Here is a 26,155-nt window from a genome sequence, read left to right on the forward strand (position 1 = left end):
ACGAAAGCCTGATCAACCTCACCGTGCTCCATCGCATCGTAGGCTTCGGCGGCTTTTTGGGTATCCATCACTTCTGGTTCTACAATTCGATTCATTCTCTGTTTTCCTGATAAGTTCAGCGACAGTTAGTGCATTCTGACGGATCTGATCGGGTTGAAACTGCGTATACATTCCGACCGCCATCGCGTCCGTCGGTTTGATGTTTTCAAGCGCAAGTCGAAGTGCCTCTCGCGGCTCGTTTCTGCCAGCGGCTAATACCTTTATAGCAATTATCGGCATCGGTATCGCTTGTATAGCGGAAAATGCTGTATAGCGATCATTAGGTAGATATAACTCTCTGTGTCTTGTATGATTATACAACGCACAGACATAAAAGTCAACATCGTATCCTTCGGAATAGCAATACTTGAGAACCTGCGGATCGTGTGTGCCGAGTCCGACCGCACAACCGAGATCGCGGATGTATTTGAGGCTGTCGTGCAATGAATCGAGTCGTCCTTCTGCGTACAACTTATCAGTCGTTCCACCATGGTGATAGATCGCAAGCGGTTTATAGCCGGCAATAATCTGTAGATATTCGTTGAGGTCTGCGTATTCTGTGTCTTTGGGAGTCTGCGCAATCCACTGGATGGTGCCGCCTGCGTTCCAGTATTCGTTGAGAACGCGCATGATGTGTCTATCGGCGCGAGCGAGGACGGTATTAATGCCATTCCGCTCTGCCTGCCGGAGATCCATTATAATTTGGATCGTTGTGTAGTAATCTATCATGGCTTGCGATGCCGCTGCGGAGCGGTGTGAGATGCCGCTATATGGATTGCCACCGATGATGAGCCGCGTCACGCGATGGGATGCAATGGAAATTGTTGGAAGTTTCATTGTCTTATTTTGTAGCGTTAAAGTCCGTTGAGGAAAACCTTGAGACTTGATCCCTTTTTGTGAGCGTTTTGTAAATTACACCCTTTGCGTCCGTATAAAACATAAGTTCATAGATATCATCTGTAGGCAGAACGGGTGCTGTCGCCTTGTTCAAAACCTTGGGAAACCGTTGAGAAAGGATGCTGTTATCTTGTGGCGTAAGAAATGCCTGTGCGGATATCTGCCACATATAGATGCGCGAGCCTGCATCGTCGTCACTAAGACCGTGCGGTGTACCCCACTTCTGAATCGCCTTTTGAAATGGGACTCCCCATCAATGTTTCCATGGTTTGCTGTACTTTTTCATCTGGCGATAATGGTAACGACTCTGGTGGATCCATCAAAAATGCCGGTGCCGTACATCCTCCAACCAAGAGGCTTGCGATAAACAGAAAATATAAAGCGATTGTGAATCTGTTCATTTTTAAAACTCCTGTTACTTTGGTTTCTATCACTGATACACCCGAATTTCTCGAATCACAACATCCTCAAAGGACACTTTAGTTTTACCAGTCAATGGTTCTCGTATGGTGTGCGCTAAATCACGATTGACATAGATACCAATTCTTAGCATCCGCGCGGGTCTGTCGATGTCAATGCGTATCACGCCACCGTTTTCGGATCTGGCAATCTTATGACTTATCACTGGCTCAAAGAGAGGTGCTTTTTCATGCCCCATCTCTGTGGTCGATGTTTCTACCGAAAGACGATAAATGTTTGAAACGGGATGCACCTCAATGTAAGCGACAGGTGTAAGCATGTCAAGTTGAATCAAGGCTTCAGTCTTATGTTTACCTTCCACCCAGTCGCCATATTGGAGACTGTACTTATAAGCAGGATTGTCCTTTTCAACAAAGCCTTTTACCTTCAGGAAGCCGGTTGTGGCGAGATCGCCATCAACGAGTGATGGATACGCCTTGCAGGATAGATGTGTAGCCGCTATTCGTTTTGGAAGTGGTGCGCAGCCCGCCATGAGTAGACACACTCCGATTGCTATACATACGCGCAAAGAATAGTCTCTACTTGACATGGATTTTTACCTCCGTTTCATGAGTAAATAGCCCTAAATACCGCTACTTCCATTTAAATTCGCTTGTTGGGTCATAATTCTTTTTTATCTCAGTTTTGGAAATCACACCGTCTGGACGCGTATAAAATGTGAGTTGGTAAGTGTAATCGGTTGATATATATCTTCCACCGACTGCCCGCATGCCGCCACGGTGATGTCGAGGATGAATCGGATGGTCTTGTCGGAGTTGGTAGCTCCGCGCCCGGCTTTCTTGCTTGGCTAAGAAACCGTGTACAGGTATTTCCCAGATATACGTTTGCCAACCCGTTCCGTCATCGCTCACTTCAGTCGGTGATCCCCATTTTTGAAGAGCCTTTGAGATGTGTGTGTCCTTCCATACGGCTATCGTCTGCTGCATTTTCTCCTCTTGTGAGAGTTCAGATGTGTGCATTAAATGTGCCGGTGCCGTACAGCCAACCAGTAGAATGCTAATTAAAGAAATAAGTGGTGTGAGTCTAAGCATTGTCAACTTCCTTGTGTAGATCAGAGACGAATTGGTGCGTCAGAAATTAAAACACACTACACTGAGGAATTAATGAGCAATTTACGTGCCAAATTAAAGTATAAGACAGAATGTAGAGATATTACGGATTTAGTGGGTTTAACAGGGGTATTCGCTGCACAAAATAGGGCAAAGGGAAGTCTAACTGCACGGATTTGTGCAGACGCGGATAGGAAAAAGAAAGGGGTATGGGACAGCAGGGGTGGTGCTGTCCCGTGATAAACTAACGAATGGCGATCGGATTGCCGGGAGAACCTGTTGCACCTTTGAGGCGGAGTGGCGCGAAACTGAAGGCAAATTCGTAAACCTTTGCTGCTGCTAACTCCTCTGTGATAATGTTCTCAAGGTTGTAAATACCGTGTTTGACGATGAACAGTTGATGTACTGGAAATGCCAGTGATTCATCTGGGTTCGGGACAACTTCAATTCCCCAATTATCGGAACACACCATCACAATCTTCTGATCGACGAGGTATTGCCCCGCCTCCATTCCGATACCGGGCTCCGTGGCACCGTAGCGATCGTTGTCCGTCATCCAGAATTTACCCCAACCCGTGTGAATGACAACGACATCACCCGGCGTAATCTCAACACCTTGCTTTTTCAAGGCACCCTCCAGATCGGCACGCGTAATCTCATAACTGTCGCCGAGAGTTTCAACGCCTTTATAGCCAGCAACGTCAATGAGAACACCGCGCGTCACGATAGGTCCCACATTCTCGACACCAAGTTCCGTCAGGCCTTCGGCTTTAGCGAAATCGCGCTGGTGCAATCCGTTGTAATAGAGGTCGCCGATACCGATGTGACCGAGACCGTCAAATTGCGTGCCAATCTGACCGATCTCACCGCTGAAGATCTCCTCGAACCACGTGGTTTTATTCTCACCCAGTGGACCTGACATCGCCGGAATCCGCAGGCTATAGTGCCGCGTCCCGAAGACAGGGATGCCACTTTCATAGACCCTGCCGAGTTGAAAGACTTCACCGGTTTTAATCAAACTCGCTGCTTCCAGTACCTTCTCAGAGGTTAGTCGGTTGACAGCACCCCGCCGATCGTCGGCACCCCATTCGGAAGGGAACCACGATTCTTGTGTGAGGGTAACAGTTGCTGTAAGGGCAAGTACGCCAAAGACAAGCCCAAAAAAAATAAAAAGTTTGTGTTTTTTCGATTTTTCGTACATAATTACCTCCTGAAATGGTAGTCAACAGTCAGCCGTAAGAGATTAATACTAAACAAAAAAACTCTTAACTGATTGCTGACAGCCATTAACGAATAGACACAGATTCTATACCTACAAAGACGAAAGGTCCTATGGCTTTTACTTCAATTGCCTTAATTCTGCTATCAGCATTTTGCCACGCTTTATGGAATTTCTATAGCAAATCCAGTAGAGATACACGCATCCTCTTTTTTTGGTGTGGATTTTATACCATAGTCATAGCGTTTGTTGCCTTTGGTATCAAGCAACCGATAATTCCAAAATCCCTATGGGTCTATATTGTGAGTTCCGCACTGGTTCATCTGTTATACCGTCTGTTTTTGACGCACGCTTATACCGTTGGCGAGATTTCGTTTATTTATCCAATTACACGTGCTGCGCCTGCCTTTTTGCCATTCTTTGCCTTTCTTTTCCTAAAGGAACGAATTTCCGCGCAAGGCTCGATAGGTATCTTATGTGTAATAGCCTCTATACTACTCTATCAACAACGTGAAGCCCGTATCCAGTTCAAAGCGTTTTTTCGCTTCCTTCGCGAACCCGATGCACTTTGGGCTTATGCAACACTGGCGAGCGTTATTGGATACTCACTGATAGACAAGCAAGGGATGTCCGAATTCCATCGCTATTCGACAGATGCACCCTTGTGGCGAGCCGTAACCTACTATTTAATGGAAAACAGTATCTCGCAAACCTTTTACAGTTTGACCTGCCTCGTCCGATTTCCACACAAGCGAATTGTCCAGATTGGACGAACGGAATGGAAGCGCGCCCTCGCTATCGTTGGACTTTCGTTAACCTCCTATTCGCTTATCCTCTATGTCTTGATGACAGAGAAAGTCAGTTACGTAACCGCGGTTCGGCAGTGTTCTGTCATTTTCGTTGTTTTGCTCGGTGGGTACGCCTTGAAAGAGACCTATACACAACGCCGATTTATTGCCGCTGTTGTGATGGTATTGGGCATTTTTTTGATTGCATATCAGTAGTCTAAAGGAAGGATGGCAGATAACGGTGCTTTCCACTCACACTTCCATCCTTCCAATCTTCCGATTGCCTCAGTAACAGGAGCAATTTCGCGTAGGTCCTAACGGACAAAGACTACCCAAAGGACACCCCTAATTTGACGCTCCGTTCAGGATGGTTGTCCATCTCTATGTAAGCCTCGACTGAATCTTCAAATGGTACAACGGGATCAACAACATCTTCACAGTCAAATCGTCCTTCAGCAAGCCACTTCCAGCAGGTATCAATAATACGCTTGAAATTCCAACGTGGATGATCGCGGTTCGGATCGCTGTTGGCGCGCGCAAAGATTATGTTCGGAATGTTGACGTGCGCGACGGCACCGAGGTCAAGTCCGCCTGTACATGCTTTCGCGCGTCCGGCGTAGACGATTGTTCCCTCAAAGGTGACCGAGCGGAGAGCATCATCGAGTGCCTCATAGATTGCACTGGTTTCTACAGCCACATCAACGCCAAGCCTGCCGGTCGCTTCTTTAAGCACTTCGCCAGTATTACAGGCAGTTGGGTCGATGACAAGTTCCGCACCAGTTTTTGCAGCGACTTTCCGCCGTCTTTCAATCGGATCTACGGCAGCGACGAAATCCGCACCCGCAATCCGTGCCATCTGCACCGTCATCAACCCGATTGCACCAAGCCCGAAGACAGCAACCCGCTCGCCAACACGCACTTTTCCATCCCGAATCGCAGACATCGCGAAGTGCGCTGGGTCGTAACAGACGGCTTCCTTCCACGTCATCTGGTCGTGCAGCTTGAGCACCCGTTTTGCGTCCCATGTGTGCGTTTCCTTGAGATGCCCGTGGCTGGTCACGCGTTCTCCAATCTCGAAACCTTCAACCTCGTCCCCGATTTCAATGATTTTCCCGACACACATATTCCCAAGTCGCAATGGAAAACTTGCGTTGTTGTATCCGTAGTACGCTGTCAATTCGGTGCCGCGTTTGGGCGCGCCGAATTCGACTTGGACGCGAACACTATCTGCCGGAACCGGTCCGTCCTCATATTCTCTCAAAACGGGTTGCCGAGGGGCAACCGCGACTAATTCCCTTGGCATGCTTGTCTCCTTAAGAGTAGTAGGCACACTCTGTGTGCCGTGAACTGAAAACGGTTCTTAATTAATGCGGGATACCTAATTGATGCATCCGACGATGGATCGCCTCACGTGCTTCTTGGAACGGACGAGAGAGGAATTCCAGATGGTCATCCTCGCCGTGGTGGTGTGTCACCGTTCCGTGTTCGTGATGGCGCGCTGTCTGCTGGATATAGGACAATCCACCTTCAATCAAGGTTAACATGTAGTTCGCCGTTTCTGGATCAAACATCCACCATTCACCACCGACAGCAATATAGACAGGTGAAGTATGTGCAATGATCCCACGTCCCCATCCATCGTGGTGCGGGACGGCTTGCGCATAGTTAGGTCCACCACATCGTGCAGCGATCCACGAGTGTTTATCCACTTTCAGGTTGGCTTTCAGATGTAGATGCGCTTTGCCCTCTTTGTCCTCAGTGGAAGCAACGACCTGACCGGCCTGAATAATCTGCAACGTGTGGATCGGGAAGATGGAATCCGCAGCGGCTTCAACTTCAACGGTGCCACCATTACCCGGAAGATTAATCGTGCTACCAATTGGCTGCCCATCAACAGTGAGACGAATCATAGGACCGCCGCTAAGGAAGGTATTGCCAGCACTCATGTATTTGCACCAGTTATCGTAATTGAATTCTTCATCATCAGGAATGTGGACATAAGTGCGATAAACACCTACCGGCACATCGCTACTCATCTTGTCTGTCCCACCGACAAGCGGTAATTTATAGCCGCAGTTGAGGTAACGGTAGTACTCGATATGTCCATACATGGCGTTGGTAAGATATTCAACAGCATCTACACGTCCGGTAGCAATGAGTGTCGCCGGTTCACAATTTGGGTTCGGAATGTGAGGTAAGACAACAGTTCCGCCTTGCGCATGACATGCGTCTGCCCAATGTGAAAGCGTGACCTCCATGTTTCCACCGAGTTCGGCTTCTCCGGGTCCGTCAGAACACCACGGTGCAACCTGTTCCTTTAAACCGAGGAGGGTGAGGTGCCCTAAGAGATGTTGGCGGTTCTCCTGTGTGGCATAGACAATGCTCCGTCCATCGGCGGATGTCGTGGGTCTACCGATGAACTCCTCTGTATTCGTGAAGAGGTGACCCCACTGAGACAGGAGAAGATTCACGACCCCAAGGTCTTCACCTTGTGCTTCGGTGTGTGCGCCTTGTGTGGACAAGAAATGAACGTGTGTGTCGCCACTGAAATAGCGTTCGGCGTTCATATCGCACCACCGTTTTATGCGGAGCGTCAACTCACGTTGCCCGGGTTTTATGTTAACAGTCGTCCGCAGCGGCGTATATTCAAAGCCGCGAGCGACATCAACGATAACGTCTCCGCGAGGGAGCCATCCCTGACACGTGCCGTCAATATAGGCGTAACTAATCTGTCCGAGTCGCACATCGCCACCGACATCTATGTGCCATGTGCCATTATTTGAGTTGACGTGTGCATGGTGACCATGTGGCGCATACGGCACGCCGTGCGGAGAACGGAAGTGAATACGACACGGCACAGGTCTGTTTGTATCTTCGTCAATTACGGTGGTATGTACCCAGTTCCTGCCAGAGTCAATAACTTCTACCTTGACGCGTTCGTTGGGTTGGATAGCACCTTTTTCTTGGACTTCACCCCAGTTAACGCTCCCAAGTGTTTCACCTTGGTTCTTGACTTCGACGGTCGCGGAAGGCGTGGCAGATACTTCAACATACGCTGGGCTGCTCTTGTTGTTTTGCGATTCACCCCAACCTTTGAAATCATCATTGATAAAGGCCTCTGGCGCGTTCTCCGGTAAAGGATACGGGTAGGTCGCAACGCCGCGATCCACATTGACTTCCATATCAAAGGGTTTATCGGCATCCTCGGCTTGCGGCAGTGTGATTTTGACTTCGCGGCGGGGACGACGCGGTATCGGATCTTCGTCGAGATAGCCGAGCGTGATTGCCGCAACAATAAATTTCCGTTCTTGTGGTTGGATTTCGATTGACGCGACTTCAGCACCGTCCCTCGGATTTTTCCACACCCACAAATAGTAGTCGCGCGGTGTCCCTTGGCTCACCTCCGTTTGTCGGTTGCCCGCTGAACCCCACGCTCCCTCATAACGTGCTGCTAAACTCTCCTGTCGGTCAGGTATCGCGAGGAAGGTCTGTTGTCCCCATCCCTGTGGTACACCACCGATCTCAAAACGTTCACGAATCGGGACGTTCACGGTTTCACCGTCAGTGTAATGGAAAATGTAATTGGCAATTAGTCTGCCAATCGGCTCGCCTTCAGGTATACGGGATTCGAGTAGGCGATGCACAAAGATAATCCGTTTTGGGTCGACGTTGATAGGAATTTGGGCGGAATCAGTGTTAACACCTTCGCCAAAGCCCAAGAAACAGGTTCCACCCTCAGCGATGTCGAAGGGAAGCCCGTGGAACGTCTGTGCCCCGACGCTCGGTGTTGCGTTCTCGCCAATAATTTCTGTCCCCACGTTACACAGATTAGAAAGTGAAATAGGTTGATAGTCTGGCATGATATGCTTCCTTTGTTGGTTTTACTCAGTGAGTTTGTCTTCCAACTCAGCGAATTTTTACTTCTGTTTTGTAAGTTCTTTTTCTATATTGCTTGGAACAAACTCCTTTTCAGAAATTCCTGAATAACATTCGTTATGCAATCTACTCGAATAGAAGGGTATAACTTATAGTTGTTTCGAGGCAATTATCTCCTACGATGATTCGATCGCGTGGAGGCGTTCAGCTAACCACAAGTTAACCAAAGTTTCCGGTAAAACTCCCTGTGCCAGGGCTTGTTTTTCGATTTTTTTATAGATCTCTGGGGTAAGTGTTACACGACACTTTCGCTGCATCCGAACCTCGAAATTGGCTTCATGTGTTTCATCCCAGTGGTCAGCCAAGCTATGCGTGTCCCAATAGTCGGCTATCTCTTCCAGAGTGCGTGCCTTAGATATACTGGTAACCTGTTCGTCTTTATTTTCTTTCATACCTTCTTCTCTCCTTTTGATCCATATCGCGGGCACTCAGAATGAGTGCAAGATTTTTCTCTTTCTGGATGAAAATACAATCAGATAGCGGCCGGCATCTGTCTGTCCAGCAGCGGAATATACATCCTGAATTGGTCACATCCTTTCGCACATTCAAGTATAGGACTTACGCATTTTTTTTAAAGTCCCTCTGGTAAGGGAATTTAGGGGTTTAAAGGATAGAGATTCCTACTTTTTGCGTTTAAATATCCGATATTTACCTAATTTGCGTAAGTCCTGAAGTATATAACGTGGATTTGGCATAACACCTTAGAGCGGAAAATCAATTGACTGCCCTTGTTCAGCAGACATATAGAACGCTTGCATCAACTCGGTAAGATTCCGTCCATCTTGAATCGTAATTGTCATCGGTTCATCGCGAAGGATGGCGTTAATCCACTGTTGCATCGGTTCGGGTGGTGCTGGCGGTGCGTTCGCGATATATTCCGCTTTTTCTTCATCAGAGAGTTTACGGGTTTCAAAATGCATTTCGCCGTGTCCCGCAGCAAACGAACCTTCTGTACCATAGATCTCCAGCATGTTCGGACCAGAACGGTGTGTCCACGCAACATCAATCACGCCGAGTGCCTTGTTCGCGAATTCGACAACCGAAACGCTGTTGTCATCAATCGGGAAGTTGCCGGTGAAGTTGTTAATCTTGGCGATAGCACTCTTAGGCTCACCCATTAGCCATCGGATGACATCGACCCGGTGGCATCCCAAGTCAAAGAGGGCACCACCCCCTGCGCGCTCGGGATCTGCAAACCAAGCACTTGTCCCGCTGAACCAGCTATCCAACGCGGCGGAATGTGCAATCCGTCCCCTACCGAATGTGATGTCCCCGAGCAGTCCATCGTCAATTGCTTTTTTCGCAAACAGAATTTCAGGATTAGCACGGGAAGGCAGCGAGATCATAAACTTCACACCGGCTTTCTCAACGGCTTCGATAATCGGATCGCATTCCGCAACAGTAATCGCGAGTGCCTTTTCGGTGAAGATATGTTTCCCGGCTTCAGCAGCGGCGATTATCACACGCGGATGGTCGGACGTGATTGCGTCAACAGCGACTGCGTCTACATCGTCACGACTGAGGACTTCATCGAGATCGGTATAGAACGGGACTTCGTATTGCTCTGCGGCATCTCTACCGCCCCCGCTATGGTCAAAGCCCTCTTCGTCCCAGACAGCAACGAGTTCGGTTTCAGGGTTTTCATTAATTTTTCGAGCATAACCACCAGCGTGGACATGCGCCATACTAATCTTTGCGACTTTAATCATAAAATTCTCCTTACTATTTTTTAGATAATTCTTCCGACAGAAGAGCGAGTTGCGAGATGGTTCCAGCCACGGAGCACGAGTTTGACATTGGTGTGGCGATTCTCGGCTTCGATCTCATCGTCACCCGCGAGCATCTGAACGAGAACGCTCTTTCGCGTCTGATTTGAATAGTTCGGCATTGAACCGTGGAGTGTGAAGTAACTAAAGAAAAGCACATCTCCCGGTTCCGCTTCTAAAACGGTTGCATTCTCAATTGGGTATCGATCAGTAACTTCAGCATTTTTTCCACTACCCATCATGCCATCAGTACGTTTCAGCTCCTTATGGGAACCCGGATAGACGCGGACACACCCCATCTCATCGGTGGCTTCCGAGACGTAGATGATAGCAGCGATCATGCTGTCTTTAACGGACGGAAAATACTGCCAATCTTGGTGCATCGGAAATGGAGCACCTTTTTCTGGCGGCTTGCAGAAGAGTTTGGAGTGATGGAGCATAATATCGGGGCCGAGAATGGCTTCGGTAATATCGAGAAACTTCTCTTGCATGAATGCTTGCATCCAAACACCAGAGAAGCTTTGGATATTGTGCGTATGGATGATAACAGACTCACCGCCATCAAGGGCATCCATCAATCTACCACCCCAACGCGCATTGACGTTTTCATCACTTTTAAGGAGCTGATCCACGACCCGATCAAAGTCGTTTTCCATTGCCGTGATTTCTTCAGGCGAATAGACTCCCTTGGCGAAATAGTATCCGTTTTCGTCAAAGAATTTTCCTATATCTGACATTATGTTTTTCTGACCTCCAGACTTTTGTAGAGAAAGTTTTAGCTTGCAAGCTGCGCTAAAACTTCATTTAACCAATTTGGGGGAAGGGTTTCTGTGGTATCGGCTTCAGTGCTTTCCTCGCGTAGATCTCGAAACGTCTTAAGCACAGCAAATCGTCCACTCTCAAGGATTCCGATAGATGTTTTGTCTTGAAATTCGGTTCCACATAATTGTGGGACATCCTCAAGGCGGTTGGTAGCGATGACGACAGTTTTTTCCATTAATCGGAGTTCACCAAGCAGCTCGATCATTTCGAGCTGCCCGCCCGGATCAAGCGGGGTGAGCGGTTCATCGAGCAACCACAATTGTGGCTCATGAAGAAAGGTTTTGGCGAACAAGAGTCGTTGCCGTTCCCCTGTTGATAAGGTACTAATTTTAGCCTCGCGTAGGTGTTGAATGTCCATAAGTTCCAGCACGGCCTCAATTGCTGATGCCCGCGCGCGCTTCTCTAATTTATATGCCCTCGCAAAAAAATTGAGATACGCTGCAACAGACAATTCAGGGTATCCCTCGAAGGCAACGGGGATATACCCGATAGATGGACGTACCTGTTTGAGGTTTGCAAATGCATCTATGCCGTTGATAGAGACGCTGCCTGATGTCGGTTCAACTAAAGTTGCTAAGATATTGAGCAGAAGCGTTTTACACGCACCGTTCCTGCCAAGTAGCACAAGACACTCCCCAGCTGCTACCTGAAATGTGAGTTCCGTGAGGAACGGCTTTTTGTCAAAGGATTTACACAAGTTTTGGACATCAAGCATTTTTAACAATTCGCTATGAAACCATCGAATTTTCTTCTCAGATTCGCTTTGCCAGTCCAGAGAAACCGTTGCAAACTTAACTCAGATCCACTTTGACGGGTCTACCGAGTTCGGCGGATTGCCATGCGGCTTCGGTGAGTTGGATGACGCGTAAGCCGTTCTCGACCCCAATCGGGTTCTCTGTACGTTCACCGCGGATGAGTTCAATAAAAGCAACATCTTTGTTCCCTGATGCCGGCATCTCAGATGCATCAACAGGCTCCGGTCTACCTTCCCGTCCTTGGCGATAGAGCGTGCCGTCACGGAGATAGAGCGAACCTTCATCCAACCAGATTGAAAATGCTTCTTGCACCCCGCCGTAGGCGTGCCCAACAATGCTGATGTTGCACAATGCACCCGTATCGAATTTAATCGACATCGCAGTGAGAACATCTACCTCGATATCTAAGTTATCAATCATTGCGAAGACGGTATCCGGACTCGCTTCCAATACCCAGAGAAGAATGTCAATCAGATGGCTCCCTGAATCGTTCAGTTGACCGCCGCCACCGAGGAACGGATCTTGCCGCCATTTGCCCTGTTGATTTCGGTACCAGTTCTGAGATTGCTGCGCGGCGACAAAGTTAACCCGCCCCAATTCACCGCTCTGGACGACGTTGCGGCAGTATTGATAGGTAGGACTCAGGTGGCGTTGGTAGCCGATCATCAAGTGCAGACCGGTCTCTTCCACTTTTGCTATGACCTGTTTGGCATGGTCCACCGTGCAGACCATCGGTTTTTCGGTATGCACATGGCATCCGGCATCAAGCGCGTCCATGATGTGCTGGAAATGGAGACCGTGCGGTGAACTGATGACCACGGCATCAGGTTTCGCAGCGGCTAACATCTCAACGTGGTCGGCGTAAGTAGGGACAGATGCATCTAAACCGACATTCTCCTTGAAGGCACTGAGTGAACTGTCACTCGGATCCGCGAGCGCAACAATCTCTACATCTTCAACGCTTGATACACTCCGTCCATGTCCGCGCGCGTTACCACCACATCCGATGAAAGCAAAGTTTAGTTTCTGTTTTGGCAATTGTATTATCGCTCCTATACTTAAATCTTGGTATACAAACTATCACAGCCTCTGACAAAAAGCAAGTCTTAATTTTTCGTTCTGAATGCGGATATGTTGTATAGATGCACTTGCGAATTACTTCAACGGAGGTGAAAGTGTTCAGAAAATGAACAGTACTGAACAAATTATGGCAGAAATTGGTCGAAATTCGCCTGTTTTATCTTGAATTGTGTATGGCACGTAATTTGCTACAGTAGGGTAAAGCGGAAGTGCTGATGAGATAGGATCGGCAGGAGATGCCCAGAAAAGTGGGTTTGAAGGGGAATGTGCTAATGAAAAAAGTATTTTATCTTTTTTTTCTTATAGGTTTAAGTTTGTTGATGATTTGGGTGCCACGCGCAGGTGCGGAAAACCAAAGCGACGAAGAAGTTGTCACGATGGAGGAGATAACGGTTACGGCTACACGCGCCGAGAAGGACCCTTTCAAAACACCTAATACAATCACTGTCCTCAACTTAAAGCAGTTAGAGCGAACCAATGCGGACATCGCGTCTAACCTGCTGCGTGACGCGGTCGGTGTTATGGCACAGCAGACGACAGTCGGGCAAGGTTCTCCTTTACTCAGGGGCTTAACGGGTTACCAGACGTTGATACAGATTGATTGGGTACGTCTCAATAATTCAACATTTCGCTCAGGACCAAACCAGTACACAGCAACTCTTGCACCGGAAACCTTAGGGCGAGCAGAGGTATTGCTCGGTTCAAGTTCTACGTTATATGGAAGCGGTGCCATGGGCGGTGTTATCAACATGTTTACGAAAGAGGTGCCCCTCGATCCATCGCAGGAAACTTGGGAAATCTATCCGCGGCTACTTGCTCGCTATTCTACAGCTACACAGGAGCAGCTTGGTAGGTTAGAGGTCACAGGAAATCAAGGACGATTTGGATTTATCGTTGGTAGTGGTATGCGATCCTACGGTGATGTAAACCCTGGAAGCGGGTACGATCTCCACTACAAAAATCGGAAGTTTGAAATAGTCAACGAAAAACCAAGCGGCGTGAAACTCTTTAATAAGATGCCGGCGACACCCCCGGACAGATGGCTCATTGATAACGAGGGACCATTGGGATGGGAAGCCTACGATGCCGATGCAAAAATCGCTTACCAACTCAACGATATCAGTACGATAAATATTGCCTATCAGATGTGGCGACAGCCGCAAACACCTCGCTATGATAAAATGGCACCCAGAGAGTTTGACGAATTCTGTTTTGAGCCACAAAATCGGGACCTCATTTACGCCAACTACATAATTAATCCGATAAAAGCGGGCATTGATACCTTCCGTCTGACAACTTCTTATCATCGTCAAAAAGAGGGGCGAAACGAGTTAAAACTTGGATCGACATCTCGACGGCAGCGATATGATACGGTTAACACCATCGGCCTAAGCGCACAAGCGATTAGCACAATCCTTCCGCGTCAACGCTTGGTCGGTGGTGGTGAATTTTACTTGGACATGTTGCAGAGTCAGACCATCAAAACCGACCTTAAAACTAAAAAAGAAGATATTAACGATGACGTTGGACGCTTCATTAACGGTTCTCAATTCTGGGATGCCAGTCTCTATCTTCAAGATGAAATTATGTTGCATGACCGAGTAGAACTCACCCTTGGCGGTCGCGCAACGTTTTATCAAACCAATGCAGACCTCTCCGTCCGAGATCCGGCTTTTGATGTCTTCAGTAAATTCGACAGCAGTGTGACGGGAAGTGCGGGTGTGGTGGTTGGTTTAACAGAATACCTGAACTTTGTCAGTAGTTTTGGAACAGCCTTCCGCGCCCCCTCTCTGAATGACACAACGGCGGTAGAAGTCACCAATGAAGGTGTTACGGCACCGAGTCCTGATCTGAGACCGGAAACTTCGTGGACAGCTGAAGTTGGATTCAAGGCACAACATTCCTACTTCCGGGGTGCTTTAACGCTCTTCTACAGCAGGGTTAACGGTTTAGTTGCGCGCAAACCTGTTCAAGAGGCATACCAAGAGAAAGGTGAACCGATACCTCAGCTCCACCAAGACCTAATCAAACAGTACAAAGATATTGACGTACTCGTCTTTGATAATGTTGATGAGGCACAGTTTCAGGGCGTTGAATTAGCCGGACTTGTCCCGATTCAATCTACTTGGTCGGTTTTTGGGAATGTGGCATTGATACGTGGGGAGGTACTCACGATTAATGGCGTAGCACCGGATCCGAGTAAACCTTGGGAAGCACGCACGCGTAGAGAGCCGCCGTTAAACGGCATCATTGGGGTCCAGTGGGAACCCGTAAATACCCCGTATTGGGCGATGTTCTTTGTGCGCGGTGCAGCCGAACAGAGACGGTTGAACAGAAGCGATATCCGCGACCCACGTATCCAAGGGACAACGCGCGATCCAGCGGAGGTTCAGTTCGACGCTAACGGCTACGCTTTAGATGCTGGCACCCCCGGATGGTGGACGCTCAACCTCCGCGGCGGGATTAGACTCTTTGATTATACGCGTTTGACACTCTCGCTTGATAATCTACTTGATAAGCGGTATCGTCCGCACGGTTCGGGTATAAATGCACCGGGTTTCAATGTGAGTCTAAGCTTGGACAATCGGTTTTAACGGTTGGCGACCATTTACAGGATCTCAAATTTTTTCTTGATAAATTCAACTACGATTTCTGGTACCATCTCCCGTAATTTTTCCTCACTAACCTTCCGTTGCGCCATTTCTACAACTTCCATTACGAGTGTTGAACTGATGTGTGCGTACTGGGTATTTGCCATCATGAAGAGCGTATCAATATCCGGGGCAATCTGCTGATTCATCCGTGCCATTTTAAACTCCCACTCAAAGTCAGAAATTTCACGTAGCCCACGGATGATAGCGCATGCCTCGCGTCTCTGCGCGTAATGCACCGTTAGTCCAGTATAGCCATCAATCTTGGCTTGCGGATACGATCCAATGACAATTTCAAGCATCTCGGTGCGCTCCTCAAGCGTGAAACGCGCCGGTTTGGCGGGGTTAACGCCGATAGCAACAATGAGTTCGTCAAAAATATCAAGGTTGCAAATCCGATCAATGAGGTCGACATGCCCGTTGGTGACGGGGTCGAAGCTGGCTGGAAAGATGGCGATTTTCTTCGGCATATTTTTCCTCTCCTGCTTGGTAAAGTTGCTATCTTCATTTTGTTGAATTTTTACTGATGTCAAATGTTCTCCATACAATATTTCCGTGTATATCTATCATCTGGAGCGTAATTTTCTTAGGAAAGGTTCTCTCCAACTCAAACGCAACCGTAGCCTTTTGCCTCCCATTTAATCGCTGACAACTGTGCAGCTTGAAACCCTCTTTTGTGACAGGATCGTCAGGTGTTGTTGGCACGATCAACTGGACTTGATGAACCCCATCTTCATCTTCAATATCAAATAAGAAGGAGGTTGAACCAGATACATCTGGAAGCGAGGGCATCTCAAGGGTGGCTGGCTGATCAAAGAAGGGACGATTGAGGTTAAAAAATCGGCTTTTATCCAGCCATTCAGTGGCACATTTAGATAACTTGGATCTTCCGCTTGCGTATGACATGATTCTGGGGTTACTTCCACGAAAATCGTGTGCCAAGCCAAACGCGTGCCCGAGTTCATGCGCAATCGTATCCCAATGTAAATCCTTAGGAGCGGCGGAAACGAAAGCGCGTCCGCCATGGAGTGCCCTTTTTAAGTTCTCGCTATAGACGGAGGTCGTAGTATTGCCTTGCCCAATCGTCCTGATATTCCCTTTTTGCTTTTTGTGAAAAATACCGCTCTGTATATCTACGGCCACAAGCAAAACGTTCTTTGAAGGATTAAATTTGTCGAAAATTTCCGATCTGATCTTTATAGTCGTATCTTCATCGTAATACGCGTCTGGGTGTTCCGCGATGACCAAAAATACTTTGGCTTTCCCTTGGGCATCGGTTTCAAACGTAAAGGTCTTCGCCCCGAACCCGTTATTGTCCATCTGAGCGGCGTAAAAATGTTGTGCTTGTTTTATCAATCTATCCAATTTATCAGGAATTCCGCGCTGCGGTGCAGATTCCCTCGACAAAAAATAGATAAGCCTAACCATGTCTTGTTGAGTCGTGTCCATCCTTGCTAATTGCTGCGCTGAAACATCCCACAGCCGAAGCGTTTCATCTCTACCCCCACCCGCAAGTATATTGCCATCGGATGAAAAGGCAACTGACCACGTTGCTTTTTTTGAATCTCCAAGCGAAATCGAAGTGATCCGTTCTCCGCTCACTATGGATCGCAGGATTAGACCACCGAGATCAGAAGTTGCATATATGTTTCCATGAGGGGAAAACGCAACATCTAAGTTTAAGGCTTCACCCAGCACCTTTCCGTGAAGTTCCCATGCTGGCAAACGCCATAAAGCGTGATCGTAGAATGAAGCAGCTATAAAGTAACGCATGTCTGTTGAAAATTGGACAGAGAATATTTTATCTGAAAAGATTTTCTCGGAGTGCGTAAATTGTTGACGTTCTACATCCCAAACCTTGAGATTGCCAGCCTCATCTCCGTATGCCAGCCATTTTCCATCAGGTGAAAAATCAACCGTCCATATCCAAGTGTGGTCTGTCGTAGATTCGTCATGCGGGAGCGTACTCATCTTTGTTATCTTCTTAGGATTGCGGATATCCCAAAGCTGCAAGTGATGTCCCGCAGTCGCTAAGACATGCCCATTCGGCGAGATAGCGATTGCTAAGCAGGTCGCCTTAAAGGAGCTGATTTTTGCTGCTGAAGCGATATCCCACAGTATAACTTCGCCATCTAAACCTGCACTTGCGAGCAGTTCCCCACTCGGTGAAAACACGATTGATTTAACGACATCAGTGTGTCCGTTGAGGACTGCTTGGGGTTCCGATAGTTTTTTTAAATTCCACAATTTTATCGAGTTGTTAACGTTGGTACTTGCTACAAGAGAAACATCTGCAGGTGAAAACGCGATATCGTAAATACGAGATCTGTGATTAAACTCAGCAAGGGGTATCGGTTTTTCTGGCGGTTGTGCAAATCTCCGAGATGATAAATCTCCGGTTGAAATATAGTGACCTGCGAAGCCAATAGCGAGGAGTAAGAACGATACATAGAGGAATATGTTTATGAATCTCGTCATGCGTGTTATGGTAGCATCTTTGAGAAAAATATCAAGTGAAAAACACGTCATATTAATAACGCTACGCAAGTCTACGAAAAAAATTGCCTACATTTCTGCACGTGTGATATAATAGCAATATTATACCATTTCTAAAAGTTTATACCACATTAACGGCACCTGAATGCGCAGGAGACCAACGGTTTCCTATGCTACAAGAAGGCACAAACTGAAAGTTTATGCTACAATTTCAATCAGAAATGGTATTACATAACAAGGAGGCTAACGAATGGCAAAGATTAACACACTCGTTTTTGCAGGCGGTGCGATTCACGATTGGAAGGGATGTAGTGATGAAATCGTGAACGTGCTTTCACAGCGAGATGAATTTGAGATTACCAGAGTCGAGGAAGACCTTGATGCCCTCGTCTCACCGAATCTGGATCCTTACGATCTCATTGTTTTCTATTACACAGTCGGTGAGATTTCGGACGCACAGAAGAACGGTCTGCTCAACCATGTCGCTTCAGGTAAAGGCTACGTCGGTGTACACTCCGCAGCGGATTCATTCCGCGGGTGTCCAGAGTATCGTTCGATGGTCGGTGGCTATTTTGTCACACATCCACGTTACCGCGACTACCAAGTCAGCATCGTCGATAGCGAGCACGAAATTACAGAAGGACTTGATGAGTTTGTCGTGACGGATGAGCAATACATCCTCGATTACGATCCCCGGAACCATGTGCTTGCATCAGCATTATGGAAAGGTGACGCAGCACCGGTAGCGTGGACGAAAAACTGGGGTGAAGGTAAAGTTTTCTACCTCGCACTCGGTCACGATGCAGCGGCATGTCAGCACGAAATGTTTGGAACACTCCTGCAGCGCGGTGCACTCTGGGCAGGTAGGAGTAACGGTCAATAGGTGTTGTAACCTTTTGTTAGAGCACGTACACCCTCTCGTTGAAGCGCGAGGTCTTCGTAATTGCAGGTTTTTAAACAGGACCCTTCAGCCTCGCGCTTATTACCACGCCCATTCTACGACAGCCGTCTTCTAAAAGTAGTAGAAGGACATGAGACAGCGAATTACAGATATTCAGGCAGTTCCTGAATTGCCTTCACATCGTCAACTCTTTCTCGATGGTGCCCCGTTTGTTGTAATTCATGCCGTTTTGGTCGAAAATTTTGGGTTACGCATCGGTTTGCAGATTGAAGCCGAAGTCATTGAGAAATTGATCGCCGCCGATGAGGTCATGCGCGCCAAAAACTACGCCCTAAGGTTGCTCCGTGAGGAGACGAATAACGAAATAGATGACGAAACGGAGGATTCTCGTCCTGCGGGAAGGTCAAAAACCTATACCAAAAGTGAGATGGAACGGCGGCTTGCACGAGAAGGATTTTCGGAAAAAGCCATTGAGACAACGGTTGAGGAATTGATTGACTCAGGGCATATTCGCGACCGAAAGTACGCAGAGAATTGGATAGTCCGTAGGCTAAAATCAAATCCGCGAGGAAAGACCCTACTAAAACATGAACTGCTTGACAAAGGCGTTGATCGCGAGACTGCCGAACAAGCTGTGGCACAAGTAGAGGCTGAAGACGAAGCGACCCTCGCGCTGCAAATTGCTCAGAAACGAGTGAAGCAGTATCGGCAGTTACCCGTTCATGTCGCGAAACGCCGATTACATGGATTTTTGGCGCGCCGCGGGTTCGGATCGGAAGTTGTGCGACAGGTACTTGAGCAAATTTTTTAACCCTTTCGTGCGATATATTAAAGCGGTCTGCCGAGATTTTTGTCTTGACTTCTCCATATAAAGTAGACTATAATTGGAGCAGAAGAGGTAGGGGGAATTTAAATATGACATCAGACGAAATTAGAACCGGTTTTCTTGAATACTTTCGCAAACACGGACACACGGTTGTCCCAAGTGCATCCTTGATACCCGCCGGGGACCCAACGCTTTTGTTTACCAACGCTGGCATGAACCAATTCAAGGATGTGTTTCTCGGGATCGGACAACGAGAGTATACGCGCGCCGTTGATACACAAAAATGTTTGCGCGTCAGTGGCAAGCACAATGACCTTGAAGAGGTCGGATACTCACCAAGCCATCAAACCTTCTTTGAGATGCTCGGAAACTGGTCGTTTGGAGATTATTACAAACAGGAAGCCATCGCTTTTGCGTGGGAATTGGTAACCGAGCTCTGGCGGATTCCCAAGGAACGCCTCTGGGCAACGGTCTATCTGGATGACGACGAAGCAGAAAAATTCTGGTTACAAGAGACTGACCTGCCCCTCTCGCGTATCCGCCGCTGTGATAAGGACAACTTTTGGGAAATGGGAGACACCGGTCCCTGTGGTCCTTGTAGTGAACTGTTTATTGACATGGGTGTGGAGGCGTTTCCTGAAACAGCGGATGATCCTGATGCCGGTCCAAACACCAGCGACCGGTTCCTTGAATTTTGGAATCTTGTGTTCATTCAATACAATCGGAACGAAAACGGTACGCTTGAACCTCTCCCCGCAACGCATGTAGACACAGGCATGGGGTTTGAGCGGATTACCTCCATATTGCAAGGCGTTGATTCAAACTATAAGACAGATATATTCACGCCACTCTTAGCGACAATCGCTGATATGACGGACACCGCCTATTCTGATGATGAACGCGGGTTGCCACATCGGGTTATTGCTGACCATATCAGGTGTTTAACGTTCGCAATCGGTGACGGAGTCATGCCATCTAACGAAGGACGCGGGTACGTTATCCGCCGAATTCTACGGCGCGCTGTGCTTTATGGTAAAAAATTAAATATGAACGAAGCCTTCGTTTACCGGCTCGTTGATAAGGTTATCGAATTGCTCGGTAATGTTTTTCCTGATGTCCTGCCACGTCGTGAGTTTATCACCCGCACAATTCAAGGTGAAGAGCATCGCTTCCATCAAACAATTGAACGCGGCTTAGAACTCCTTGATGGTTCATTCGATACGCTGACAGAGTTGGATGAAACGCAACTCGATGGAAAACGGGCATTTGAGTTGTATGATACCTTCGGTTTCCCGCTCGATTTGACCCAGATGCTTGCACGCGAACGTGGATTCACTGTTGATGAGGTAGGGTTCGAGGAGAGCATGGAAGCGCAACGGTCGCGCGGACGAACGGCGTGGGAAGCAAAAGGCGGCGCGAAAGATGAAGAAATTTCTGTTTACGCCGAAGTCCTTAAAGAACATGGCGAGACGGAGTTTGTCGGTTACACGCAAGACAACGCCGAGGCAGAAACTGTCTCTTTAATTGTTAATTCTGAATCGGTGGCAAGTGCACAACAAGGGGACGAGGTATTCGTGCTGCTGAATCGTACGCCTTTTTATGGCGAGTCTGGTGGGCAGGTTGGCGATGTCGGCACAATTGAAAGCCAGGACGCGAAGTTACATGTGCAAGACACACTCAGACCTTCTGCTGACTTGGTCGTTCATAAATGTAAGGTGGTTGAAGGAGAAATTACGCCCTATGCTGCTGTGCATGCGGAAATTGATGCCGAACACCGAAGTGCCGTTGCCATAAGTCACACAGCAACCCATCTCCTACACAGTGGATTGCGCCGTGTGCTCGGAACGCACGTCGGGCAAGCAGGTTCGCTTGTTGAAGCCGGTAGGCTGCGGTTTGACTTTTCGCATTACGAGGCTGTATCTGCAGCACAGTTCCGCGACATTGAAGGATTTGTCAATGAAAAAATTCGTGGAAATGATCCGCTTTCCATAAGCGAAATGTCTTTGGATGCAGCGAAAGCAAAAGGGGCATTAGCCTTCTTTGGCGACAAATACGGCGACATCGTACGTGTTGTACAGGCTGGTGAATATAGTGTTGAATTGTGCGGGGGTACACATGTTGGAGCAACGGGTGAACTCGGTTTTGTGAAACTGATGGGTGAGAGTAGTATTGCTGCGGGTGTTAGACGCGTTGAGGCATTGACTGGTACTACAGCAGTGACGACTGTTCAAGATGATACTGTCCTACTTTCTGATGTGGCGAATCTACTGAAAACACCTAAAACCGCCTTGTCTGAACGGATTGAACGGTTCCTACAAGAGCAACGCGAATTGGAGCAGGAACTCCAACACCTGAAAGGACAGCAAGTACTCGCTAACATCGGTGATTTAGTCGAAGGCGCAGCGCTTGTTGAGGGTGTGCGAGTTGTCGCTTCAGTTGTGGCAGACACTGATAGAGACGGCTTGCGACGGCTTGTTGATGAACTCAAAAACCGCTTAGAATCTGGTGTGGTTGCCCTTGCTTCTGTTAACGGAGACGCTGTAGCCTTTGTGGTGGGTGTGACCTCCGACCTTGTGAAAAATCGCGGTCTGCATGCCGGTAAAATCATCTCTGAGTTAACCCAATTAGCAGATGGACGTGGTGGGGGGCGTCCTGAGCTTGCGCAAGGCGGCGGCAAAGACCCAAACAAAGTGAACGTTGCAATTGGTGCAACGACTGAAATCATCAAAAAACAAATTCAGGCTTAAGCCCGTAAATGTCGCATCTTTTTACAGGTATCTGAAGAACGGTGTGGTGGGCTACGCACGAAGGAGAAAATATGGATTGGGGTGTTATTGCTTCAATTTTTTGGAAATTTAGCCTCGGTATTTTGCTGCTTGGACTTACGGCTCTTGCGGGTTATTTATGTGCAGCGATTGGAAGTCTACGCAATTCACTCAATAGCATCCGAAACACCTTAAACTCTACGGAAAGCATTGTCAATCAGGAACTCGCTGAATTGATAGCTGATGTAGACAAAACTGTGAAAGCAGTGAACGAGGAGTTACCAACGTTGCTACAAAACCTGAGCGGTTTGACGGCTTCCTTGCAAGGGATTAGTGAGTCTGAAATTCAACCCACTGTGCATAATATCCAAGAGATGAGCGGTGCCTTGAATCAAAGTATTCAAGAGCTTGAGGAATTGGTTCAGAAAGTCAGTGGTTTTTCTGGGCAGACGATTGAACAAGCCACTTTTTTCCGTAATCAGTTAGCTGTCTCGCTGGCTGATGTTATAAGTTTGTGGCAGGGCATCAAGGCAGGCTGGGACAGTTTTGCTTCCACTCGAACACCCGAACCAGAAGAAGGAGAAACCTCAGTGTCCGAGGCAGCGGATGGATAGTTGAATAGCGCGCGATTTGCATAGCGGTCAATGCACTATGAAAAAATTGTAAAAAAAAGAGCATCGGAATTGAAACTTTTTGCGCAGATTCTCGTAAACTTTAACGCCAAGTTTTGGGTTATATACTGCACCAAAACAGAATTAATTATTTCATAGAAAGGAAAAGGAAATGAGCAATAATGGACAGAACAATGGATTAGGAATGATTTTCGCTTTTTTCACGGGTTTTATGGCAGGTGCTGTTATCAGCCTGCTCTACGCACCGACTTCTGGTCGGGAGACCCGCCAGAAAATTCGCGATAAATCCGTTGAAGCAAAAAATCGGACGGTTGAGTTAGCACATCAAACCTCTGAGAGCGCACGGCAAAGTGCTCAACATCTCATGGAACAGGGCAGAGAGAGCGTCCAAGGTATCGTAGATAGCGGTAAAGAGCGGATCCAGGAAGCAGGTGAACAGGTCAAAGGTGCTGTGGAAGCGGGTCGCAAAGTCTCCGCCGATGTTCGTGCGAAAATCGCTAACTCTATCCCAGGGGTCAATGACACAGAGGAAAGCGAAGAAGAGGCTGCCGAGGAAGCCTAAAGATTTTTCATACTGCAGAGTGAGCGGGCGTTAAGCCCGCTCCTCTGGTTACAGGGCAGCTGTGTCGAATGGACGAACTGCAAAAACTTCTATTGTTATCTATTGCTAAATGAATGGAAATTGAAAAATTAAAAACTCTACTTGAACAGGTTAAGGACGGGAAAGTTGCTATAGACGATGCCTTGCAGTCTCTCCGCACGCTTCCCTTTGAAGATTTAGGGTTTTCAAAAGTCGATCACCATCGTCAACTTCGGACGGGATTTCCAGAAGTTATTTTTTGCGAAGGGAAGACGGTGGCACACGTGAAACAGATTAGCGAACGTATCCTCGCAGCAGGGCATCCACTCCTGGCAACTCGTGCCACACCCGATATGTATGAAGCTGTGAAGGAAATTGCGCCTGCAGCACGCTATAACGTGCTGGGTCGCACAATCACTGTCTCACAATCCAATGATGCAGGCACTTCAGGTATCCTCGTTGTTTCTGCGGGTACGTCCGACTTACCTGTTGCGGAGGAAGCCGCTGAAACGGTCCAGATCATGGGAAACCAGCCGGAGCGGATTTACGATGTCGGCGTTGCGGGGTTGCACCGCTTAATGAGCAATCACGAGAAACTCTTGACGGCGCGCGTTATTATCGTCGTTGCAGGTATGGAGGGGGCACTACCAAGTGTGGTCGGCGGATTGGTGGATTGCCCCGTTATTGCGGTGCCAACAAGCGTCGGTTATGGCGCAAGTTTTGGCGGGCTTGCTGCGCTCTTGGGTATGCTGAATAGCTGCGCGTCTGGTGTCACCGTTGTGAATATTGATAACGGGTTCGGTGCCGGTTATAGTGCTTCACTCATCAATCGACTGACAGCATAACAGGTCAGTCAGTTCCTATCTCAGATGTTATGCCTCTTCCTCACCTCTAATTTTTAGCACGGCAGTTGCACTCACACCTTTCGATACCCCTGCTGAACTGAAACCTGTCTTAGAAAACTGATGGTCAGCCTTTAAGTGGATGACGTTGGCATTGATACTGAGGGTGACGACATCGTTTCCAATTTTGCATCGGATGTGGTATGGCACGGATTCGGCAGTGACTGATCCATAAGAATGCGGTCGCCATGTTACACCAGAGGCTTCAGCGTAAGTTGTGAGGGCAGTCGTGGCGGCTTCCTTGATGTTCCTTTTAGCATTGAGGGCATGTTGAGCCGCTTTTGCGGCACTGTTTGCAGCGTATGTCAAGCGTTCTTGAACTGTTTTGGTCTCTATTTGGTCTGTTTTGTCATCGGCGATACTTTTTCGCAACGCGACATAAATAACCGCACCTACAACACCAACGAAGACTATCGTACTGAGGATAACGGTTCCTCTGAGTTGACGACGACGCGTCATGTTTTCAAAATCTTCACGGTGGTGTGGATAAAAAGCGTCGTGTGCAGAAATCGGTGTTCGCCAACACAGCACGCCGATGGATACCAGTAGTAGTGAAAAGAAAAGAAATCGAAACATCGGTTTGTACCCAGCTCATAGTGGGGATAGCCAACCGCGAGGGTTTATTCATCTGGTGCTGTTGCGAGATATTTCGGATTCGGCCGGATCTCCGGGGGATAGTGAATCTGCCATACTTTAACTTCGGCTTCTGCAAAATTATCTATGGGATAGACAGGAACAAATGTGTCACGCAACTCGCTTTTTAGGTAAACTTCCGGCGGTTGTTTTCGGGTCAACATAAGATGTGTCGCACCGTGGGTTTTCAGAAATTCTAACGCCGCTCGCGCATCAGTGGCATTACGGACATATTCGTTGTATAGATAGATCCAATGCTGTATGTAATGATCTTGGTCAATAATGGTTTTGACTCCGCCGAGAACGTTAAGTTGACTGCCGTAGTTCCAGTTTGCAGCAACAATTGAAGTATCCGGTAGTTCTGCTTTCATCCATGTAAATGCTTTTGTGACCGGTGTGTTCCCGGGACTGGCTTGGCGCATTCGTGTTGCAGCTAAAGTTGCGCGTTTCGCGTACTCTCCAGTGGGTTTCCAATACATGAGGGCAGCAAGGATAACGATAACAACACCGACTTTTATGACATGCAGCGGCAGTGATTCTCTAAAGTCCATGCTCAGAAATGTCGAGTTCTTGAGTTTTTCAGCTATAAATGATCCAATACGGCATATCAACTCAGTCGTAAAGAATGCGACTGGAAGCCCAATAAAGAAGTCGTAACGCTTCATATCACGCGACAGGACTACCCAAAAAAGAAACCAAAGACCCATCGCAACATAGACAAGTTCATGATTCGATGCTTTGTGTCGCCGCCAGGCAATGAAGAGAATCATCAAAAATATGCATCCAAGGGAGAGAAAAAAGAAGATGTGACACCCTGTCGTGCCTAAAAGCGTCTCAAGCTGTCCTCGAAAAAAAGTGGTGAGCATGAAGAAAAATATGAAAATTGCTACGTAGTGTTTACATTTTGTTAGCAGTGATCAATATAGCTGCGAAATAAA

At 47.8% G+C, this 26,155-nt stretch carries 24 protein-coding genes; 8 read left to right on the forward strand and 16 right to left on the reverse strand.

Annotation, left to right across the window (positions count from 1 at the left end; genetic code table 11):
- Positions 1-18 precede the first annotated feature (18 nt).
- From OXN25_09015 to OXN25_09035, 5 genes are all read right to left on the reverse strand, one after another.
- Positions 19-876: a hypothetical protein gene (locus OXN25_09015; GenBank protein MDE0424994.1), complete on the reverse strand. Its 858-nt coding sequence runs from the start codon at positions 874-876 to the stop codon at positions 19-21.
- Positions 877-1,133: 257 nt separating this feature from the next.
- Positions 1,134-1,337 carry a hypothetical protein gene (locus tag OXN25_09020; protein MDE0424995.1) on the reverse strand — a complete coding sequence of 68 codons (204 nt, stop codon included), beginning with the start codon at positions 1,335-1,337 and terminating at the stop codon, positions 1,134-1,136.
- Between the two features lie 29 nt (positions 1,338-1,366).
- Positions 1,367-1,945 (reverse strand): hypothetical protein, encoded by a 579-nt coding sequence (locus tag OXN25_09025; GenBank protein MDE0424996.1) that lies wholly within the window; start codon positions 1,943-1,945, stop codon positions 1,367-1,369.
- 43 nt (positions 1,946-1,988) lie between these two features.
- Positions 1,989-2,447, reverse strand: coding sequence for a hypothetical protein (locus tag OXN25_09030; protein ID MDE0424997.1), 459 nt, complete (start codon positions 2,445-2,447; stop codon positions 1,989-1,991).
- Positions 2,448-2,709: 262 nt separating this feature from the next.
- Positions 2,710-3,666 (reverse strand): cyclase family protein, encoded by a 957-nt coding sequence (locus OXN25_09035; protein ID MDE0424998.1) that lies wholly within the window; start codon positions 3,664-3,666, stop codon positions 2,710-2,712.
- A gap of 131 nt (positions 3,667-3,797) precedes the next feature.
- Here OXN25_09035 and OXN25_09040 point away from each other — a divergent pair, with 131 nt between their 5' ends.
- Entirely contained in the window at positions 3,798-4,688 is an 891-nt protein-coding gene (locus OXN25_09040; protein MDE0424999.1) for an EamA family transporter, read from the forward strand.
- A 112-nt stretch (positions 4,689-4,800) separates the two neighbouring features.
- Here OXN25_09040 and OXN25_09045 read toward each other — a convergent pair whose 3' ends face one another.
- From OXN25_09045 to OXN25_09075, 7 genes are all read right to left on the reverse strand, one after another.
- Positions 4,801-5,775 carry a zinc-binding alcohol dehydrogenase gene (locus OXN25_09045; protein ID MDE0425000.1) on the reverse strand — a complete coding sequence of 325 codons (975 nt, stop codon included), beginning with the start codon at positions 5,773-5,775 and terminating at the stop codon, positions 4,801-4,803.
- A 61-nt stretch (positions 5,776-5,836) separates the two neighbouring features.
- On the reverse strand, positions 5,837-8,332 hold the full coding sequence (locus OXN25_09050) for a CehA/McbA family metallohydrolase (protein ID MDE0425001.1): 2,496 nt from the start codon (positions 8,330-8,332) through the stop codon (positions 5,837-5,839).
- A 192-nt stretch (positions 8,333-8,524) separates the two neighbouring features.
- A complete protein-coding gene (locus tag OXN25_09055) occupies positions 8,525-8,800 on the reverse strand; it encodes a CopG family antitoxin (protein ID MDE0425002.1) in 276 nt (91 codons plus the stop codon).
- Between the two features lie 309 nt (positions 8,801-9,109).
- Positions 9,110-10,117: a Gfo/Idh/MocA family oxidoreductase gene (locus OXN25_09060; protein ID MDE0425003.1), complete on the reverse strand. Its 1,008-nt coding sequence runs from the start codon at positions 10,115-10,117 to the stop codon at positions 9,110-9,112.
- Between the two features lie 20 nt (positions 10,118-10,137).
- The gene (locus tag OXN25_09065) at positions 10,138-10,911 is read right to left on the reverse strand and encodes a phytanoyl-CoA dioxygenase family protein (GenBank protein MDE0425004.1); all 774 of its coding nucleotides are present in this window, start codon (positions 10,909-10,911) and stop codon (positions 10,138-10,140) included.
- Positions 10,912-10,949: 38 nt separating this feature from the next.
- Positions 10,950-11,711: an ABC transporter ATP-binding protein gene (locus OXN25_09070; protein MDE0425005.1), complete on the reverse strand. Its 762-nt coding sequence runs from the start codon at positions 11,709-11,711 to the stop codon at positions 10,950-10,952.
- 76 nt (positions 11,712-11,787) lie between these two features.
- Entirely contained in the window at positions 11,788-12,789 is a 1,002-nt protein-coding gene (locus OXN25_09075) for a Gfo/Idh/MocA family oxidoreductase (GenBank protein ID MDE0425006.1), read from the reverse strand.
- A 314-nt stretch (positions 12,790-13,103) separates the two neighbouring features.
- Between OXN25_09075 and OXN25_09080 the strand changes: the two genes are divergently transcribed.
- Positions 13,104-15,425, forward strand: a complete 2,322-nt coding sequence (locus tag OXN25_09080) for a TonB-dependent receptor (GenBank protein MDE0425007.1) — start codon at positions 13,104-13,106, stop codon at positions 15,423-15,425.
- 14 nt (positions 15,426-15,439) lie between these two features.
- On the opposite strand, the gene coaD is transcribed toward OXN25_09080, so the two are convergent.
- Both coaD and OXN25_09090 read right to left on the reverse strand, forming a co-directional pair.
- Entirely contained in the window at positions 15,440-15,952 is a 513-nt protein-coding gene (coaD, locus tag OXN25_09085) for a pantetheine-phosphate adenylyltransferase (protein MDE0425008.1), read from the reverse strand.
- A 34-nt stretch (positions 15,953-15,986) separates the two neighbouring features.
- Positions 15,987-17,960 carry a M12 family metallo-peptidase gene (locus OXN25_09090; GenBank protein ID MDE0425009.1) on the reverse strand — a complete coding sequence of 658 codons (1,974 nt, stop codon included), beginning with the start codon at positions 17,958-17,960 and terminating at the stop codon, positions 15,987-15,989.
- 268 nt (positions 17,961-18,228) lie between these two features.
- Between OXN25_09090 and OXN25_09095 the strand changes: the two genes are divergently transcribed.
- From OXN25_09095 to larB, 6 genes are all read left to right on the forward strand, one after another.
- Positions 18,229-18,861 carry a ThuA domain-containing protein gene (locus OXN25_09095; protein MDE0425010.1) on the forward strand — a complete coding sequence of 211 codons (633 nt, stop codon included), beginning with the start codon at positions 18,229-18,231 and terminating at the stop codon, positions 18,859-18,861.
- A 148-nt stretch (positions 18,862-19,009) separates the two neighbouring features.
- The gene (locus OXN25_09100) at positions 19,010-19,690 is read left to right on the forward strand and encodes a regulatory protein RecX (protein ID MDE0425011.1); all 681 of its coding nucleotides are present in this window, start codon (positions 19,010-19,012) and stop codon (positions 19,688-19,690) included.
- 104 nt (positions 19,691-19,794) lie between these two features.
- Positions 19,795-22,452 carry an alanine--tRNA ligase gene (gene alaS / locus OXN25_09105; protein MDE0425012.1) on the forward strand — a complete coding sequence of 886 codons (2,658 nt, stop codon included), beginning with the start codon at positions 19,795-19,797 and terminating at the stop codon, positions 22,450-22,452.
- 71 nt (positions 22,453-22,523) lie between these two features.
- Positions 22,524-23,084, forward strand: a complete 561-nt coding sequence (locus tag OXN25_09110) for a hypothetical protein (protein MDE0425013.1) — start codon at positions 22,524-22,526, stop codon at positions 23,082-23,084.
- Positions 23,085-23,253: 169 nt separating this feature from the next.
- On the forward strand, positions 23,254-23,664 hold the full coding sequence (locus OXN25_09115) for a YtxH domain-containing protein (protein ID MDE0425014.1): 411 nt from the start codon (positions 23,254-23,256) through the stop codon (positions 23,662-23,664).
- A gap of 113 nt (positions 23,665-23,777) precedes the next feature.
- Positions 23,778-24,527 carry a nickel pincer cofactor biosynthesis protein LarB gene (gene larB / locus OXN25_09120; protein MDE0425015.1) on the forward strand — a complete coding sequence of 250 codons (750 nt, stop codon included), beginning with the start codon at positions 23,778-23,780 and terminating at the stop codon, positions 24,525-24,527.
- Positions 24,528-24,554: 27 nt separating this feature from the next.
- Here the strand turns inward: larB and OXN25_09125 are convergent, their stop codons facing one another.
- Together OXN25_09125 and OXN25_09130 are read right to left on the reverse strand one after the other, a co-directional pair.
- Positions 24,555-25,160 carry a hypothetical protein gene (locus OXN25_09125; protein MDE0425016.1) on the reverse strand — a complete coding sequence of 202 codons (606 nt, stop codon included), beginning with the start codon at positions 25,158-25,160 and terminating at the stop codon, positions 24,555-24,557.
- 44 nt (positions 25,161-25,204) lie between these two features.
- Positions 25,205-25,987, reverse strand: a complete 783-nt coding sequence (locus OXN25_09130; protein MDE0425017.1) for a hypothetical protein — start codon at positions 25,985-25,987, stop codon at positions 25,205-25,207.
- Positions 25,988-26,155 lie beyond the last annotated feature (168 nt).

Source organism: Candidatus Poribacteria bacterium (assembly GCA_028820845.1).
Taxonomy (GTDB): Bacteria; Poribacteria; WGA-4E; order WGA-4E; family WGA-3G; genus WGA-3G.

Excerpts from the sequence above, each read along its gene's own strand:
- OXN25_09110 (MDE0425013.1), top strand. The coding sequence starts at position 22,524 with ATGGATTGGGGTGTTATTGCTTCAATTTTTTGGAAATTTAGCCTCGGT.
- OXN25_09090 (MDE0425009.1), bottom strand. The coding sequence starts at position 17,960 with ATGACGAGATTCATAAACATATTCCTCTATGTATCGTTCTTACTCCTC.
- OXN25_09035 (MDE0424998.1), bottom strand. The coding sequence starts at position 3,666 with ATGTACGAAAAATCGAAAAAACACAAACTTTTTATTTTTTTTGGGCTT.
- OXN25_09030 (MDE0424997.1), bottom strand. The coding sequence starts at position 2,447 with ATGCTTAGACTCACACCACTTATTTCTTTAATTAGCATTCTACTGGTT.
- OXN25_09125 (MDE0425016.1), bottom strand. The coding sequence starts at position 25,160 with ATGTTTCGATTTCTTTTCTTTTCACTACTACTGGTATCCATCGGCGTG.
- larB (MDE0425015.1), top strand. The coding sequence starts at position 23,778 with ATGGAAATTGAAAAATTAAAAACTCTACTTGAACAGGTTAAGGACGGG.
- alaS (MDE0425012.1), top strand. The coding sequence starts at position 19,795 with ATGACATCAGACGAAATTAGAACCGGTTTTCTTGAATACTTTCGCAAA.
- OXN25_09130 (MDE0425017.1), bottom strand. The coding sequence starts at position 25,987 with ATGATTCTCTTCATTGCCTGGCGGCGACACAAAGCATCGAATCATGAA.
- OXN25_09095 (MDE0425010.1), top strand. The coding sequence starts at position 18,229 with ATGGCAAAGATTAACACACTCGTTTTTGCAGGCGGTGCGATTCACGAT.
- OXN25_09025 (MDE0424996.1), bottom strand. The coding sequence starts at position 1,945 with ATGTCAAGTAGAGACTATTCTTTGCGCGTATGTATAGCAATCGGAGTG.
- OXN25_09080 (MDE0425007.1), top strand. The coding sequence starts at position 13,104 with ATGAAAAAAGTATTTTATCTTTTTTTTCTTATAGGTTTAAGTTTGTTG.
- OXN25_09115 (MDE0425014.1), top strand. The coding sequence starts at position 23,254 with ATGAGCAATAATGGACAGAACAATGGATTAGGAATGATTTTCGCTTTT.
- OXN25_09100 (MDE0425011.1), top strand. The coding sequence starts at position 19,010 with ATGAGACAGCGAATTACAGATATTCAGGCAGTTCCTGAATTGCCTTCA.
- OXN25_09045 (MDE0425000.1), bottom strand. The coding sequence starts at position 5,775 with ATGCCAAGGGAATTAGTCGCGGTTGCCCCTCGGCAACCCGTTTTGAGA.
- OXN25_09065 (MDE0425004.1), bottom strand. The coding sequence starts at position 10,911 with ATGTCAGATATAGGAAAATTCTTTGACGAAAACGGATACTATTTCGCC.
- OXN25_09020 (MDE0424995.1), bottom strand. The coding sequence starts at position 1,337 with ATGAACAGATTCACAATCGCTTTATATTTTCTGTTTATCGCAAGCCTC.
- OXN25_09070 (MDE0425005.1), bottom strand. The coding sequence starts at position 11,711 with ATGCTTGATGTCCAAAACTTGTGTAAATCCTTTGACAAAAAGCCGTTC.
- OXN25_09055 (MDE0425002.1), bottom strand. The coding sequence starts at position 8,800 with ATGAAAGAAAATAAAGACGAACAGGTTACCAGTATATCTAAGGCACGC.
- OXN25_09040 (MDE0424999.1), top strand. The coding sequence starts at position 3,798 with ATGGCTTTTACTTCAATTGCCTTAATTCTGCTATCAGCATTTTGCCAC.
- coaD (MDE0425008.1), bottom strand. The coding sequence starts at position 15,952 with ATGCCGAAGAAAATCGCCATCTTTCCAGCCAGCTTCGACCCCGTCACC.
- OXN25_09015 (MDE0424994.1), bottom strand. The coding sequence starts at position 876 with ATGAAACTTCCAACAATTTCCATTGCATCCCATCGCGTGACGCGGCTC.
- OXN25_09060 (MDE0425003.1), bottom strand. The coding sequence starts at position 10,117 with ATGATTAAAGTCGCAAAGATTAGTATGGCGCATGTCCACGCTGGTGGT.
- OXN25_09050 (MDE0425001.1), bottom strand. The coding sequence starts at position 8,332 with ATGCCAGACTATCAACCTATTTCACTTTCTAATCTGTGTAACGTGGGG.